This window comes from Methylobacterium ajmalii, from assembly GCF_016613415.1.
Lineage (GTDB): Bacteria > Pseudomonadota > Alphaproteobacteria > Rhizobiales > Beijerinckiaceae > Methylobacterium > Methylobacterium ajmalii.
This window is the reverse complement of record NZ_JACWCT010000037.1, coordinates 1-14,988: the sequence shown is the minus strand read 5'-3', so window position 1 is coordinate 14,988 and position 14,988 is coordinate 1. Positions and strand designations below refer to the sequence as shown.

General features: G+C 70.5%; 18 protein-coding genes and 1 pseudogene. 4 read left to right on the top strand and 15 right to left on the bottom strand.

All coding sequences use genetic code 11. The annotated features are described in order from the left end of the window. Nucleotides 1-221, top strand: a 221-nt coding sequence (locus HPY23_RS06965) for a transposase (RefSeq protein ID WP_200649584.1), incomplete at its 5' end; no start/stop codon positions are given. 30 nt (nt 222-251) lie between these two features. Here the strand turns inward: HPY23_RS06965 and HPY23_RS06960 are convergent. Then, a complete protein-coding gene (locus HPY23_RS06960; RefSeq protein ID WP_091891629.1) occupies nt 252-641 on the bottom strand; it encodes a VOC family protein in 390 nt (129 codons plus the stop codon). A 31-nt stretch (nt 642-672) separates the two neighbouring features. Then, a complete protein-coding gene (locus HPY23_RS06955; protein WP_091891632.1) occupies nt 673-1,548 on the bottom strand; it encodes a quinoprotein dehydrogenase-associated SoxYZ-like carrier in 876 nt (291 codons plus the stop codon). A gap of 212 nt (nt 1,549-1,760) precedes the next feature. Between HPY23_RS06955 and folP the strand changes: the two genes are divergently transcribed. The 3 genes from folP to folK are packed head-to-tail and all read left to right on the top strand — an operon-like array spanning nt 1,761 to nt 3,478. Continuing rightward, entirely contained in the window at nt 1,761-2,603 is an 843-nt protein-coding gene (gene folP / locus HPY23_RS06950) for a dihydropteroate synthase (RefSeq protein WP_091891635.1), read from the top strand. Nucleotides 2,604-2,607: 4 nt separating this feature from the next. Continuing rightward, nucleotides 2,608-2,985 (top strand): dihydroneopterin aldolase, encoded by a 378-nt coding sequence (folB, locus tag HPY23_RS06945; protein ID WP_060845952.1) that lies wholly within the window; start codon nt 2,608-2,610, stop codon nt 2,983-2,985. Continuing rightward, complete coding sequence (gene folK / locus HPY23_RS06940) at nt 2,978-3,478, top strand: 2-amino-4-hydroxy-6-hydroxymethyldihydropteridine diphosphokinase (protein WP_060845951.1); 501 nt, start codon at nt 2,978-2,980, stop codon at nt 3,476-3,478. The genes folB and folK overlap by 8 nt, the downstream gene beginning before the upstream one ends. Nucleotides 3,479-3,591: 113 nt before the next feature. On the opposite strand, the gene HPY23_RS06935 is transcribed toward folK, so the two are convergent. The 13 genes and pseudogenes from HPY23_RS06935 to HPY23_RS06875 all read right to left on the bottom strand — a co-directional run bounded on the left by HPY23_RS06935 (nt 3,592) and on the right by HPY23_RS06875 (nt 14,767). Then, nucleotides 3,592-4,296 (bottom strand): SDR family oxidoreductase, encoded by a 705-nt coding sequence (locus tag HPY23_RS06935; RefSeq protein WP_091891641.1) that lies wholly within the window; start codon nt 4,294-4,296, stop codon nt 3,592-3,594. Between the two features lie 55 nt (nt 4,297-4,351). Then, entirely contained in the window at nt 4,352-4,891 is a 540-nt protein-coding gene (locus HPY23_RS06930; RefSeq protein WP_091891644.1) for a PQQ-dependent catabolism-associated CXXCW motif protein, read from the bottom strand. Then, nucleotides 4,888-5,739: a rare earth element methanol dehydrogenase accessory protein XoxJ gene (gene xoxJ / locus HPY23_RS06925; protein WP_091891648.1), complete on the bottom strand. Its 852-nt coding sequence runs from the start codon at nt 5,737-5,739 to the stop codon at nt 4,888-4,890. Before xoxJ ends, HPY23_RS06930 begins: the two co-directional genes overlap by 4 nt. Next, the gene (locus HPY23_RS06920) at nt 5,739-6,362 is read right to left on the bottom strand and encodes a c-type cytochrome, methanol metabolism-related (protein ID WP_060845947.1); all 624 of its coding nucleotides are present in this window, start codon (nt 6,360-6,362) and stop codon (nt 5,739-5,741) included. Before HPY23_RS06920 ends, xoxJ begins: the two co-directional genes overlap by 1 nt. Before the next feature lie 161 nt (nt 6,363-6,523). Next, the gene (xoxF5, locus tag HPY23_RS06915; protein WP_060849207.1) at nt 6,524-8,326 is read right to left on the bottom strand and encodes a lanthanide-dependent methanol dehydrogenase XoxF5; all 1,803 of its coding nucleotides are present in this window, start codon (nt 8,324-8,326) and stop codon (nt 6,524-6,526) included. Nucleotides 8,327-8,752: 426 nt separating this feature from the next. Then, on the bottom strand, nt 8,753-9,721 hold the full coding sequence (locus tag HPY23_RS06910; protein WP_091891651.1) for a quinoprotein relay system zinc metallohydrolase 2: 969 nt from the start codon (nt 9,719-9,721) through the stop codon (nt 8,753-8,755). Further along, entirely contained in the window at nt 9,721-10,218 is a 498-nt protein-coding gene (gene tsaA / locus HPY23_RS06905; protein ID WP_091891654.1) for a tRNA (N6-threonylcarbamoyladenosine(37)-N6)-methyltransferase TrmO, read from the bottom strand. The genes HPY23_RS06910 and tsaA overlap by 1 nt, the downstream gene beginning before the upstream one ends. Nucleotides 10,219-10,433: 215 nt before the next feature. Next, complete coding sequence (locus HPY23_RS06900; protein WP_091891657.1) at nt 10,434-11,435, bottom strand: asparaginase; 1,002 nt, start codon at nt 11,433-11,435, stop codon at nt 10,434-10,436. Between the two features lie 9 nt (nt 11,436-11,444). Then, nucleotides 11,445-12,542: an alpha/beta hydrolase gene (locus HPY23_RS06895; RefSeq protein ID WP_236013059.1), complete on the bottom strand. Its 1,098-nt coding sequence runs from the start codon at nt 12,540-12,542 to the stop codon at nt 11,445-11,447. Nucleotides 12,543-12,626: 84 nt separating this feature from the next. Beyond that, nucleotides 12,627-13,859 (bottom strand): tyrosine-type recombinase/integrase, encoded by a 1,233-nt coding sequence (locus HPY23_RS34220; RefSeq protein ID WP_244537689.1) that lies wholly within the window; start codon nt 13,857-13,859, stop codon nt 12,627-12,629. A gap of 23 nt (nt 13,860-13,882) precedes the next feature. Beyond that, nucleotides 13,883-14,149, bottom strand: a pseudogene (locus HPY23_RS34215) (helix-turn-helix domain-containing protein); the annotation flags it as partial. Next, nucleotides 14,031-14,363, bottom strand: coding sequence for a DUF1643 domain-containing protein (locus HPY23_RS06880; RefSeq protein WP_175540098.1), 333 nt, complete (start codon nt 14,361-14,363; stop codon nt 14,031-14,033). The gene HPY23_RS06880 and the pseudogene HPY23_RS34215, both read right to left, overlap by 119 nt. Then, complete coding sequence (locus tag HPY23_RS06875) at nt 14,360-14,767, bottom strand: hypothetical protein (protein ID WP_200602189.1); 408 nt, start codon at nt 14,765-14,767, stop codon at nt 14,360-14,362. The genes HPY23_RS06880 and HPY23_RS06875 overlap by 4 nt, the downstream gene beginning before the upstream one ends. Nucleotides 14,768-14,988 lie beyond the last annotated feature (221 nt).

Sequence of the window (14,988 nt, the reverse complement as noted above, 5' to 3'; positions counted from 1 at the left end):
AGGCCATTGCTGGCAAGGGCGCGACGGCCGTGATCCCGAACAATCCCTCGCGATCCAAGAAGTATGAGTTCGACACAGCCCTCTATAAGGAGCGTCACCTGATCGAGTGCTGTTTTGCCAAGCTCAAACAGTTTCGGCGCGTCGCGACACGCTACGAGAAGACAGCCCGCAACTACGCCGCCATGGTCACCATCGCGGCTATTGTCATGTGGCTGCGGTAACTGTCCACACCGCCTAGAGGTAGGACGGCGTCAGCCGCCGAACGCGCTGCACAGTTCCACCAGCACGCCATCGCCGTCGCGCACATAGGCGACGGTCTGTCCCCAGGGCTTCGTCACCGGCGCGGCGACCGGCAGGGCGCCGGCCGCCACCGCCCGGGCGAAGGCCGCCGCGACGTCCTCGGCGACGAGGCCGACTTCGAAGCCCGCCGGCGCCTCGCTCCGCCGGTTGAGGCGGAAGCCCGGGCAGGTCTCGCCGACGAACCCCTCCTCCGCGAAGGCCAACGCCGTCCCGCCGGTCTCGAGCTCGGCATATTGCCCGCTATCGTGGACGAAGCGCGGCGCGAGCCCGAAGGCCCGCCCGTAGAACGCGACGCTCGCCGCCACGTCCGGCACGTACAGGATCACGTAACCCAGCTTCATCCCGGACCGCTCCCCGATACCGTATGCGCCGTCAGGTCCCGTTGGCCGCCGGGAAGCTCTGGGTGAAGACGCGCCCCTCGGTGTCCTTGGCGGTGACCGTCACCGGCTCGGTATTGCCCGCGAAGGAGAACCGGAAGGTCGGGTCCTCGCTGATCGAGATGCCGCCCGTCATGGTGAAGACCGGCTTGTCGCCCTGGCGCACGGTCATGTTCTCGACGAACCAGGCCGGGGTGTAGGTCCGGGTCAGCTGGTCCATCTGCAGGCCGGAATAGTTCGGGTGGCGGACCTGCACCTGGGCCTCGCCGCGCTCGGCGAAGCTGCGGAACCGCATCTCGCCGAGATTGGCGGTGGAGGCCACCGGGTCCTTGAGCGCGGGGGCCGAGCAGCCGCCCGACGCCTTGACGAAGACGCGGGTCATCAGGAGCGCGCCGTCCTCGGTCTCGGCGATGGCGCGGACGTAGGAGTAGGAGTTCACCCGGATCCGGGTCGAGAGATTGAAGCGGCGCTGGCCCTCGGCGAACCGGAACGTGCCGACCACCGGCGAAGGATTGTCGTCCACCACCAGGGTCAGGGCCTTCACCCGCCGCGAGTCGCCCTCGGGCACCGCGATCCGCAGGGTGACCGGCACGATGGCGGCGTCCTCGGCGCGCTTGGGCGCCTCCAGGGTGACGAGCCCGCTGCCGTCGCCGAGCGGCTTGTCGCCGGTCACGCTCGTGCGCAATTCCTGCCACGTGGTCTCGGGCCGGTCATCCTGCAGCGGCGAGGGCCGTGGCGGCGCCGGCGGGGGGCTCGTCTGCGCGGCCACGGCGTTCGTCGGCGTCACGCCCGATTCCGCCCGCGCCGGCCCGGCGAAGGCCGCCGCGACGACCAGGGCCGGCACCAGCCTCGCTGTCTTGCTGTTCCTCATGGCGTTCCCTCCGGCGGCGGGGCCCTGGCGGGCTTCTCTCGCACGTGAATCAAATGCTTCGACTAATGTAGCGGGCCGCCCGCGCCGGCGCCAGGATAAGTGCCTGGCGGCGCACCGTTTCCGGCCGACCCTCACCGAAGGGTGATCGCTCCGGCGCCGTTGCGCCCGCGCCCGGGCCGGCCTATCCCGGGCCGGTCTCCCGCCCGAGGACAATGCCCTTGACCGCACTCGCCGCCCTGCTGCCGGATCTCGGCCGCCGCACCCTGGTGATGGGCATCCTGAACGTCACCCCCGATTCGTTTTCCGACGGCGGCCGTTTCCAGGATCTCGACGCCGCGCGGGAGCAGGCCGCCCGACTGGTGGCGGAAGGGGCGGCGCTTCTCGACATCGGCGGCGAATCGACAAGGCCCGGCCACGTCCCGGTCCCGGCCGACGAGGAGCAGGCCCGGGTGCTTCCGGCGATCCGGGCCCTCGCCCCCACCCTCCCCGTCCCGATCTCGATCGACACCTACAAGGCCTCGACCGCCGACGTGGCGCTGAAGGCCGGCGCTCGCATCGTCAACGACGTCTGGGGCCTGCAGCGCGACCCCGAGATCGCCCGGGTGGCAGCCCATCACGGCGCTCCGGTGGTGGTGATGCACAACCGCGAGACCATCGATGCGAGCCTCGACATCATGGACGAGATGCGGGCCTTCTTCGAGCGCTCGCTGACCATCGCCCGGCAGGCCGGCATCTCCGAGCGCGACATCGTGCTCGATCCGGGCGTCGGCTTCGGCAAGAGCTGGGAGCAGCATCTCGAGGCCCTGCGGCGCCTGCCCGAACTCCGGGCGCTCGGCTTTCCTCTCCTCGTCGGCGTGTCGCGCAAGTCGGTGCTCGGGCGCATCCATAACGCCGCGACCGCGCCCGCCGACCGCCTGTTCGGCTCGATCGCCGCCCACGTCGCGGCCGCCACGCTCGGGGCCGACATCGTCCGGGTCCACGACGTGCGCCCGCATGTCGAGGCCTGCCAGGTCGTCGACGCGATCACGCGTCCCGCCTCCCGCGCAGGAGCCTGACATCGTGCCTGAATCCCGGGACCGCATCCTGATCCACCGCCTCGCGGTCTTCGCCCGCCACGGCGTGCTGCCGGAGGAGGAAACCCTCGGCCAGCGCTTCTACCTTTCCCTGGAGGCCCGGCTCGATCTCGGCGAGGCTGGCCGCAGCGACGAGATCGGCGCCACGGTGAGCTACGCCGACCTCGCGGGCCTCGCCCATCGCATCGCCACTGAGCGCCGCTTCCGGCTGATCGAGGCCCTGGCCGAGACGATCTGCGCGGAGGCGCTGGCCGCCTTCCCCCAGCTCGACGCGCTGACGGTGCGGATCGACAAGCCGAGCGCCCCGGTGCCCCTCGTCCTCGACGGGGTCGCGGTCGAGATCACGAGGACCCGGCATGCCTGAGGAGAATTCGGCCGAGGCCTATCTGGGGCTCGGCAGCAACCTCGGCGACAAGGCCGCGATGCTCGATGCCGCGGTGGCGGCGCTGGCCGCGACGCCGGGCATCGCCGTCACGGCGCGCTCGCGCAACTACCGCACCCCGCCCTGGGGCGACACCGACCAGGACTGGTTCCTCAACGGCGCGCTCGGGATCGTGACCACGCTCCCGCCCCACGCCCTGCTGGAAGCCTGCCTGTCGATCGAGGCGCGGCTCGGCCGGGTGCGCGAGCGCCGCTGGGGCCCGCGGGCGATCGACATCGACGTGCTGCACTATGCCGGCGCGACCGTCTCCGACGAGCGCCTGGTGCTGCCCCACCGCTTCCTGCGCGAGCGCGCCTTCGTGCTGGTGCCGCTCGCCGAGATCGCCCCCGACCTCGTGACCGGCGGCGAGACCGTCTCCGAGGCGCTGGCCCGGCTCGACCGCAGCGGGATCGAGCCGGTCGCGGGCGCGGCTTAGAGCATTTTCCGACGAAGTGGAAACCGGTTCGTCGGAGAAAATGCGACAAAACAAAGAGTTAGAGAGCTTCGCGATTGCAACGCGATCGTGAAGCTCTCTAGCGCCCTTCCGCCTCACACCGACCGGGTGATGCCGCCGTCCACCCGCAGGTTCTGCCCGGTGATGTAGCCCGCGCCCGGCGAGGCCAGGAACGCGACGACGGCGGCGATCTCGTCGGCGCTGCCGTAGCGGCCGAGCGGGATGCGCTCGCGGATGCCCGGCTTCTCCGGCAGGCTGTCGACGAAGCCCGGCAGGACGTTGTTCATGCGGATGTTGTCGGCGGCGTAGCGGTCGGCGAACAGCTTGGTGAAGGCGGCGAGCCCCGAGCGGAAGACGCCGGAGGTCGGGAACGCCTGCTCCGGCTCGAAGGCCGCGAAGGTCGAGATGTTGATGATCGCGCCGCCGCCCTGGCGCTGCATGATCGGCGTGACGAGGCGGGTCGGCCGCACCACGTTGAGGAAGTAGACCTCCATCCCCCGGGTCCAGTCCTCATCGGTGAGGTCGAGGAGCGGCCCCTTGGGCCCGTGGCCGGCGCTGTTGACGAGGACGTCGACCCTCCCCCACCGCTCCATCGTGCGGTCGACGAGGCGGGCGAGATCCTCCGGCGAGCGGTTCGAGCCCGTGATCCCGACCCCGCCGAGTTCTTCCGCCAGGGCCTTGCCCCGGCCCGAGGAGGACAGGATCGCGATCCGGAACCCGTCGGTTGCGAGCTTGCGGGCCGCGGCGGCCCCCATGCCGCTGCCCCCGGCGGTGACGATGGCGACGCGCTCGACGGTCATGGTCGGTCTCCCGGACGTGGATCGGGCGTTCCATGACACAACCGACGGGCTCGCGTCAGGGCCCTGCCGGCTCGGCCCGGGCGAAGGGCAGGCCGGCCTCGCCCCAGCCATCGGTCCCGTCCGGGTACCAGTGGACGTGGCGGTAGCCGAGGGCGAGCGCCCGCTTGGCGGCGTTCCACGACATCCAGCAATTCCGCTGGCAGAACAGCACCACGGGCTTGTCCGGATCGCCGCCGGTGGCGGCCGACAGGCCGTGCCGGAAGTAGGCCTCCGTCTGCGGTGCCAGCTCGCCGAAGCCGGTATTGGGCAGCCACCGGGCATGGGGGATGCTGTCGTGCGGCGCGTCGCGCCAGATCGTGCCGGGGGGCAGCGTGGTGGGCCGCGGCGGGCGCGGCAGCACGTCGACGAACGCGGCGCCGGCCCGCCAGAGCCGCTCGGCCCGCGCGGTGGTCACCGTCTCGGCGCCCGTCAGCGCCGCGGGCGTCGGGCTGCGGAAATCCTCGAGGCGGTAGCCGTCGGGCTGCGGCGGCGCGGCGCGGGCGGCGGGCGCCGCGAGCAGGAGCGCCGCGAGACCCGCCGCGAGGGCACGCCTCACGGCTTGGCGTCCGCCGGCAGCAGCTTGCTCTCTTCCTCGTCGAGGAGCGGCACGCCGTAGTCGCGCAGCACGGCCTCGATCTCGGCGCGGCGTTTGCGGAGCGCGGTGTTGAGGACCCGCTTCCATTCGTTCTCGCCGTGGCGCACCCCCATGGCGATGCGGTAGGCGAGCGGCGGCCGATCGGGCTCGCGCAGCAGCGGCACCACGTCGAGGCCACCGGCCTGCTTGTTGGTTTCCTTGGCGAGCCAGCCGGCGGCGGGCCCCCACAGCACCGCGGCGTCCAGCTTGCCCGAGGCCACGTCGGCGACGATCTCGGCCGAGACGGTCTGGTGCTTGCGCGAGGGGTCGAACTGGTAGGGCGGGTAGGGCTTCATCGTCGGCACTAGGCCGACCGCCCCCATGCGCTCGACCGGGGGCGTGCCGACGATCACGCCGATCGGCTTACCCTTCAGGCGCTCGTCGTCGAGCCCGGTCAGGCCCGGGAAGGTGCCGGGACGCGACACCAGCACGTAGGTCGAGCGGTAGTAGGGGTTGGTGCTCTGGACGAGCTCGGTGCCGAAGGCCGAGCCGACGATGACGTCGCACAGGCCGGCCCCGAGGGTGTTGCGCACGAAGCCCGGGCCCTGGGTGAGCCAGTAGTACCGGAGCTTCACCTTCAGCTCGTCGGCGAGGATCGCCGCGATGCGGTTCTCGAACCCGTCGCCCTGGCGCTCGGAGAACGGCATGTTGCCGGGATCGGCACAGACCCGCAGGGCGTCCGTGGTGACGAGGTCCGGCAGGGACTGCGCCCGCGCCGGACCCGCGAGGGCCAGCGCGAGGCCGGCCGCCAGGAAAAGGGCCCGCGTCATCAGCCGCCGAGGCACTCCTTCTCCTGCTTGCGCGCCGCGTCCGGCTTGTCTTCCTTCTCGTTCGGACGAATCCGGCCCATCGCGCCGGCGGCGCGGGCCTTCAGGTAGACGTAGAGGTCGTCCATGTAGCAGGTGACGTTCTTGTTGTCGCCGAAGGCCGGCATCACCTTCTGGGTCGACGAGTTCACGTCCTGCTTGCCGCCGACGACGATGCCGACGAACTCCTCGTAGGAGAGATACTTCAGCGAGTCCTTGAGCGCCGGGGCGTAGGTCGAGCCCATGCCGTCCGGGCCGTGGCAGACGTGGCACTCGGCGTGGTAGCGGCGGTAGCCGGAATAGCTGTACCAGTCGACCTTCTTGCCGTTGTCGGTCACGTGGAAGGTCGGGCTGCCCGAGGCGTCGGTGTACTTGCCGTCCTCCACCTTCACGGCGGCGTCCTTGGCGAGCAGCTTCTCGTCGGGCTCGGCGGTCTTGTCGTTGGGGTTGAGTTGGTTGGCCAGCGCCGGATCCGGCTTCGCATCGGCTTTCTTGGCATCCTCAGCATGTACGGCAGCCGTGCTGACGGCTGCTAGGGCGAGGCCGGCCGCGAGCGGCCGCAGGACAACTTTGCTGAGGTGACGCAAAGGACGCTTCTCCCTGATATCATTGAACCGCCGCCGCGCAGTTCGGCGTTTCGCGATTCTGATGATAATCTAATCATAAGGAGGCCGGCGCGGATACCCGCGCCGGCCCGGACTTAGGTCTGATGTGCGGGCGCGCGCCGCGCGCCCGCCCGTGCCGGGGATCAGTTCGGCAGGTTGAAGACCGTCAGCTGGCCGCCGAGGTTGGTGTAGCTCGACAGGGCGGCGTAGCCGCCGACCGCGCCGAGGCCGGCATTCGGGTCGGTCAGGCCGGCCGCGAGGCCGATGCCGGCCCAGCCACCGACGCCCGACAGGACGGCGATGTTCTGCTTGCCCTTGTGCTGGAAGGTCATCACGTTGCCGATGATGCCCGACGGGGTCTTGAACTTGTACAGTTCCTTGCCGGTCTTGGAATCGACCGCCTTCAGGTAGCCCTCGAGCGTGCCGTAGAACACCACGTCACCCGCGGTGGCGAGCGCACCCGACCACACCGAGAACTGCTCGGGGTTGGACCACTTGATCTTGCCGGCCGTGCCGTCCCAGGCGATGAAGTTGCCCATGCCGCCGTGGCTGTTGGGCGCCGGGTACATCGACAGGGTCGCACCGACATAGGGCTGGCCCGGGGTGTAGCTCACCCGGAACGGCTCGTAGTCCATGCAGACGTGGTTGGTCGGCACGTAGAACAGGTTGGTCTTGGGCGAGTAGGCCGCCGGCTGCTGGTCCTTGGAACCGAGCGCCGCCGGGCAGATGCCCTTCGAGTTGGTGTCCTCGCCGTTCTGGTCGGTCGAGTACTTGGCGACGACGAGCGGACGGCCGTAGGTCTTCGAGGACTTGTCCTGGTCGACCTTGGTGGCCCAGTTCACCGCCGGATCGTACTTCTCGGCGACGAGCAGCTCGCCGGTGGCGCGATCGAGGGTGTAGCCGAAGCCGTTACGATCGAAGTGGGTCAGGAGCGGCCGCTCCTTGTCGCCGATCTTCTGATCCGTGAGGATCATCTCGTTGATGCCGTCGTAATCCCACTCGTCGTGGGGGGTCATCTGGTAGACCCACTTCGCCACGCCGGTGTCGGCGTCACGCGCGAAGATCGTCATCGACCACTTGTTGTCGCCCGGGCGCTGCTTCGGGTTCCAGGTCGAGGGGTTGCCGGTGCCGTAATAGACAAGGTTCAGCTTGGGATCGTAGGAGTACCAGCCCCAGGTCGAGGCGCCGCCGGTCTTCCACTGGTCGCCTTCCCAGGTCTTGATCGACGAGTCCTTGCCGACCGGCTTGCCGAGCTCGGTGGTCTTCTCCGGGTCGATCTTCATCTCGGCGTCCGGGCCGAGGTTGTAGGCGCGCCAGGCCTGCTTGCCGGTCTTGAGGTCGTAGGCGGTGATGTGGCCGCGGATGCCGTACTCGGCGCCCGCGATGCCGACGATCAGCTTGTCCTTCACCGGCAGCACGGTGGCGGTGTTGGTCTCGCCGATCTTCGGGTCGCCGTTCTGGACCGACCAGTTCACCTTGCCGCTCTTGGCGTCGAGCGACACGATGGTGGTGTCGGCCTGGTGCAGGAAGATCGCGCCGTCGGCATAGGCGAGGCCGCGGTTGACCGTGTCGCAGCACATCACCGGGATCACGTTCGGATCCTGCTTCGGCTCGTACTTCCACAGGATCTTGCCATCCTGGTTGAGGTCGAGCGCGTAGACGATGTTCGGGAACGGCGTGTGGACGTACATCACGTCGCCGACGACCAGCGGCGAGCCCTCGTGGCCGCGCAGCACGCCGGTCGAGAAGGTCCAGGCCACCTGCAGCTTGTTGACGTTGCCGGCGTTGATCTGGTCGAGCTTCGAGTAGCGCGTATTGGCGTAGTCTACGGTCTGGAGAACCTGCTCGGCCGGGTTGGCCGTGCGCTTCAGGACGTCTTCGTTCGCCAGCGCCGGGACGGCGCCGAGGATACCCGCGCTCACCGCAAGGAGATGGACCGCTCTCATGGATTCCTCCGACAGGTGCATTGATCCCGACATCCGCAACGGGACGAATCGGGCCGGTTCCTGTTGTTTGCGTTTGGGGATGTCGTTGGCCTCGTCAGCGTGTCACAACCGGCCGCCAGAGATCCTGGCACGAGGGGACCGGTGAGGTCCCTGCCGTGTTTGCGAACCGAGCGCCCCCTCCCCTGGCGGCGCCGTTGAAGCCGAAGCTGAAGGAACTCTAAGAGAAATCGGGGCGCCGTCAACACGCCAACCGCCCCTCGGCCTGCGACACCCGAGCGCGAATTTCATAACTAAGGTATATGAGACCTTCCATGCTGCAGGGCAGCATAGGTATTGTGCCGCGCAGCATGAACGTTGAGCCGGCTTCGCCGTTCGCACATCAACGGAAGTGCCGCGGTTGGACGCATCCCGATGTTTAACTGCTCCTTACTCCCACTCGAGCTCTTGGTAGGCAGTCGTGGCGTTGCGGGCGTTGAAGTCGTCGAATAGGGACCAATGCTGCGCTTCCGTGCGCGCGGCGTCCCCTGCCCGGTCGATGGGCACGCCGTCGCGCACCATCGCCCGGACCTGCGCCTCGAGCACCGCGAGGTAGTGGTCGATCGGGCCGGCGGCGGCGGGCCAGGCGACCGAGGCGGGGCCGTGACCGGGCACCACCCGGGCGGCGGGCTCGGCCTGCAGGCGGCGCAGGACCCCGATCCATCCCGACAGGCGCCCGTCGAGGGCCGGGACGTGGCCGACGAACAGGAGGTCGCCGAGGAACCAGGTGTCGGTCTCCCGGTCGCGCACCGTCAGGTCGCTGTTGGTGTGGGCGGTCGGCCAGGCCTCGAGGTGCAGCGCCCGGCCGCCGAGGTCGAGATCGAGGCTCGTCGAGACGAGAAGGGTCGGCGGCACGATCCGGGTGCCGGCGAAGTCCGGGCCGACGAGGTCGGCATTGGCCTTCAGGTAGTCCTGCGCCCGGGCGGCCAGGGCCTCCGGCAGGGCGTGATGGCCGACGAAGGTCGTGCCCTCCCCCGCGAAGGCGGCGTTGCCCAGCACGTGGTCGGGGTGGACATGTGTGTTGACGACGTAGCGCACCGGCAGCGCGGTGCGCTGGCGCAGGGCGGCCAGCAGGCGCTGCCCCGCCCGCAGGCTTCCGCCGGTATCGATCACCGCCACCGCGTCGCGCCCGATCACGAAGCCGACATTGGCGATGGCGCCGTCGTTGCGCCGCCCGGCCAAGGCATAGGGCGCGGCGTAGACGAAGATGCCCGGGGCGACCTCCTGCATCGGCAGGGCGTCGGCGCTCGCCGGACCGGTGGCCGCCGGTACCGCGTCGGCCGGGGCCTGCGCGGCGGCGGGCGCCGCCGGAAGAACCGTGAGGACGGCGAGAAATGCGACTGCCGGCCCGATCCGCATCACGCCTCTCCCGCCTGCGCGTCGCCGGCCTGGGGCGGTGCCAGTGGCACGAACAGGCTGCGGTCGGGCTTGATGTCGAGAAGCGGCGTCCCGTCGAGGCAGTCGAGGCCGCGCACGTGCAGGATGCCGGGCTCGATCCCGACCAGCGCGACGATGCTGGTGCCGATCGGGTTCGGCCGCACCGGCGAGCGTAGCGAGAAGGTGCCCCGGGTCGTGCCGTCGTTGGCCGGGCTCTGGCGCACGAGGTCGCGCCGCGAGCGGTCGAGCCAGTACAGGATCTCCAAGCGCTCGTAGAGCGCCACGCCGTCGAGGGCGTCGCTCCAGGGCGCAAACACCTCGATCCGGCAGGTCGGCCCGTCGAGGCGGCCCTGGCGCGGGCAGCCGAGGCGGTCGGTCCAGGGCGTACGGATCCGGCCGACGAAGACGAGACCGGCATCGGCCGCGAGGGGCGCCTCGACGGCGACCTCCCCGGCCCGGATCTCGTTCAGGCGCACCATCGGCGGACTCCCCGGATGCCCTCCCTCTTGCGCCCCGCAAGCAGGTCGGGCGCTGACGGAGGTGTTCAGACTGCGCCGGCCCGACCTGCCGCCAGCCCGACCGCGGGGGCAGTCGCCGGGCTCGGCGCCGGGAGCCTAGTGCAGCCCCCGACGGCCTGGCAATCGGCTGCGGCATCAAGGCCTTGTGGAAGCGTGTGGGCGCCGCGTGCCCCGGCTCAGTAGGTCGCGAAGATCTCGGCCAGCGCGCCGGGATCGCGGGTGACCGTGAGCGCGAGGGCGAGCAGGATGCGGGCCTTCTGCGCCGTCAGGTTGTCGGCCGGGACGATGCCGTGGGAGGCGAGCCGCACGGTGGAGGGCACGACGCCACTGCCGGCGCGGGTCGATTGCACGATGGCGATGCCGGCGGCCGCGGCCTCCGCGAGGGCTTCGGCCTCCGCCGGAGGGGTCATGCCGGGGGCGAGCCCGGCCGAGACGATGCCCCGGGCGCCGGCCGCCGCGAAGGCCCGCACCGCCGTGCCGTCGGCATCCGCGTAGGCGTAGGAGATGTCGACCCGCGGCAGGGCGTCGAGGGTGCGGATGTCGAACGGCGTTCCGGGGGCGTGGCGGCGCTCCGATCGACGGTAGTAGCGCACGTGCTCGCCGTCGACCTGGCCGAGCACGCCGAAATCCGGGCTGCGGAAGGTCTGCATCCGGGTGACCGAGGTCTTGGTCACCTCGCGGGCGGCCTGAATCTCGTCGTTGAGCACCACCAGCACGCCGCGCCCGCGGGATTCCGGGGCGGCCGCGGTGCGCAACGCCGCGACGAGGTTGAGACCGGCATCGCTCGACAGGGCGCTGATCGGCCGCTGCGAGCCGACCAGCACCACCGGCAGGTCGACGGTCAGGGTGAGGCTGAGCGCGTAGGCGGTCTCCTCCAGGGTGGCGGTGCCGTGCCCGATGACGATGCCGGCGAGGTCCGGGTGCGCGCCCGCCAGTTCCTCGCAGAGCCGCACCAGGGTGCGCCAGTCGGAGAAGCCGATCCCCGGGCTCGTCACCGCCCGGTAGCGCACCGGCACCACCTCGGCCACCGCACGGGTCTCCGGCACCCTCGCCAGGATCTCCTCGGCCTCGAGGCGCCGGCCGGTGGCGGTGTAGTCGAGGATGTCGAGGCTGTCGCGGCCCACCGACGACAGGGTGCCGCCGGTGCCGATGAAGGCGACCTTGGGGAGCGTGCTCATGCTGTGGGGCTACCGTGGAGGCTGCGCCGCCCCGGCCGGGGCAGCGGGATCGATCGGGCGGGGTCTGGCAGGATCCGTGCCGGCGTTCTCGCCGGACTCGCAGCCCGGCGCGTCGAATAGGGCCGCGAGGCCGCAGGCCGAGCCGAGCATCCGGCGGCCGTCATGGCCGACGCCCGGCACGACGTGGAGCGGCTGGCGCAGGTCGGGATGACGGGCCCGCAGGGCGGCCCAGTAGGCCTCGCCGCGGGCAAGCCGGAACGGCCCCTGCGTCTCGGCCATGCAGCTCCGGTCGAGGGCGGGATGGTGCGGGTCGGTGTCCCGGCCGCCGAGCAGGTAGGTCACCGGCCGGGCGACGTAGGCGGCCTCCAGGGCCGCCGGCGCGGCCCCGCCGGCATAGCGCGGCAGATCCTGCAGGCCGTACTTCCAGCGGTCGTAGCCGGGGCAATCCGCGGTCGGGCCGGGCCGCCCGGGCGTGACGTAGGCGTAGCTGCTGGGATTGGCGACGACGTAGCTCACGGCGATGCCTCGCCCCGCCAGGGCGTCGCCTTCCCGCGACAGCATCGCGTAGCGCTGCGCCACCTGGCCGCCGCCGGAATGGCCGGCGACGACGATCCGCGACAGGTTCGGGAACAGGCGCCGGTCGGCGAGCCGGGCCAGGATCGCGTCGAGGGCGTCGAAGGAGCTCAGGGGTGCGGGGCCGAGCGCGTCGTCCCCGCCCTGCCAGCCTTCGAGCGTCCAGTGCAGCACGTCCGGCGGGAGGGCATGCGCGGCCCAGTCGGTCTGGCTGAGGAATTGCGGCACGACGAGGAGCGCCCCGTCCCCGGCCCGGCCGGCCGCCTCCCGGGCGGCGAGCGCGGAGGCGTAGTAGACGTCCGCGTCGCGCAGCCGCCCGTGCAGCACGATCACCGCCCGGCTCACCTCGGGATGCGGGACGTCGAGATCGTCGGAGGCGAAGAGGAGGAGCCGCGCGCCGGGCGCCACGGCCAGGCTCCGATCGGCCACGACGGCCACCGGCTTTTGATGAGGCCCCCGCTCGTCGGCGGCCTCGGCCCGGCCCGCGAGCAGCGCGAGCAGCAGCGGGAAGGCGGAGCGGAGCAGGGACGGCATCGGGGGCCTCCGCGACGCACGGACCGCGCGGGCGGCCCGGTGGAACTGGTGCCGGTGGAGAGGATCGAACTCCCGACCTTCGGTTTACAAAACCAATGGACGGAAACCGCGGCGGTCTTCTATTCCGCAGCCGTAACAATGCTTTAGGCGCCGGTCAAGCCGGGAAACCGATGCACCTGTGCCGTGTTTTGTGCAGGCATGTCCTTCGCCCGCGCCTGCTCCTCGGGGGTCAGGAAGGCCAGGTACAGCTCCGTGACCTTGATGCTCGTGTGGCCCATCTCCTGCTGCAGGGTGTAGATCCCGCCGCACCCCGACCGCAGGTAATCGACCGCGAAGCGGTGCCGGAGGTCGTGGAACCGGAAGCGCCGGAAGGTGGGCTCGAGCTTCTTCCCGCGCTTGGCCGCCTTCGCGATCTCCTCCGCCTCGGCCGCTGCGACGCTGCGCGTATATTAAAGAGAAGCGCGTGGCCGGGTTGATGAACGGGCCCGGCTCGGGCTCCTCCCGGGCGCGGCCGCCGGGCAGGCCCTTCGCCCCCGGGTGCCAGAAGACGGCTCGGGTCGCCAGGTTGACCGGAATCGACGCGAACAGCGCGACGGCCTCGTCGGTCAAGCCGACCTCACGCCGCTTGTTGCCCTTGCCGAGGACCGAGATTGCCCGCCGGCTAAGGTCGACGTGCCGTCGCTCCAGCGTCACGAGCTCGTCCTGCCGGCAGCCCGTCAGCAGCGCGGCCCGGATCAGGTGCGCGAAGAGGCCGGGCGCCCGCGCGATCACCCGTTCGATATCGCGATCCTCCGGCAGCACGATCGGGTCGCGGCGCTCCTTCAGCCGCCGGCTGCGCATCGCCTCGAGCGCCGGATTGCCTTTCCGCCACTTCTCATCGACGGCGAAGCCGAGCACGCTGGACAGCGCGGTCAGATCGCGCCGGATGGTGGCCGTCGAGACGCCGGCCGCGCGGCGCGCCCGCACGATGGCCGCCACCGTGTCGTCGGACACTTCATCGACGTGGAGTCCGGTCAGGTGGTCGTCTATGATGTCGAGGGAGTTGGTATACCGATCGAACGTCCGGGCGCCGACTTGGCTCACCATGTACTGCCCCCAGGCAGTCACGGCGTCGGCCCATAGCTTTCGGTCCTCCCCGAAGCTATGGGCCGCCACTATCTTGGCGTGCTCTGCTGCCGCGCGATTTCGCGCAACTGCCGGATCGCCTGTCTTGAGGCTGAAACGGTACTCTTTGCCTCCGACGGTGAAGCGGGCCCATAGGACCTCGCCCCGCCAGTAGCAGCCCTCTGGGGCTTCCTTCTTTCGATGTGCTGGCACGGTTTTACCTCCTGTTCGCGCAGCCAGGTCCGAAGCGCCTGGATGTCGAACGTCCACACCCGACCAACTTTGACGGCGCTCGGCAACTGGCCGGCGACGGCGAGGCGCTGAATGGTCCGCGCGGACACGCCGAGGATCTGGCACGCGCCGGGGATCTGCGTCCGCTCCACGCTACCCCTCCTCTTGTTCTGTGGCCGAGGCGGTGGGGCGGGGGCCTCGCCACTCAATGAGCGGCATTTCGAGCGGCACGCGGCTGCGGCCGTGGGCCAACGGGTGGATCGGCGCGCCATCGCCGGTCAGAGCGAAGGCGTGCAGCGGGTGGGTGCGGTTGAGCGACAGCGCCGCGATCACTCCGGCGTGGAGCCCGGGCGCGAGTAGGTTGCCCCAGGCGACGATCCGCACGTCAGTCGGCCCGAGCGATGCAATCTCGGGCTTCGGGGTAGCTGGTTGGCCTGGGTGGACCTCGGCGAGGATAAGCGCGGCGATCGGGAGGCGGTTCGTCACTGCGCCCTCGCCGATGAAGAGACGTGTGCGGACGCTTGCGGAATCAGGGATACAAGCTGCTGATCTGACGCAGCTTTTGTCGGCAAGCGACCCGAAATCAGGGCAGTGGAATCACTGCCGCGCAGAGCGGCCGCGAGGTGCTGCAGGTACTGTCCGCCCGCGCACATCGGCTCGAACTCCTCGCTCTCCCGGGCGTAGAACTCTGCCAGGGCGAACAGTCCGGCCCGCGTGGTCGGCAGGATAGTGGTCAGCGTCTGGAAGGCCGCCGAACTCGCATCGGCCGCGGCGTTGGCGCGACGCACTTGCCCATCGTCGGTCTCGTCGAGGCCAGACAGCGCCGCGGTATGGGCCGCCTCCGCGGTCTCGGCCGTGGCGATGGCTCGGTGGATCGGATCATGGCCCACCGCCGGCCAGCACGCGCAAGCGAGTACCGTGAGATCTGCGACGCGGACCTGCGCGGCCCCCTAGGTCGGCTGGTGAGCCTGCGCGAACTCGGCCTCGTCCGCGAGCCACCAGGTAAGCGCTCGGTGACGGATCCACTGGTCAGGCGGCCTGCTCGGCCTCACTGGTTGGCATCCAGTTCCAAGGCAGCAGATCGGCGAGGCGCCTGGCCGGGTGATCGGCG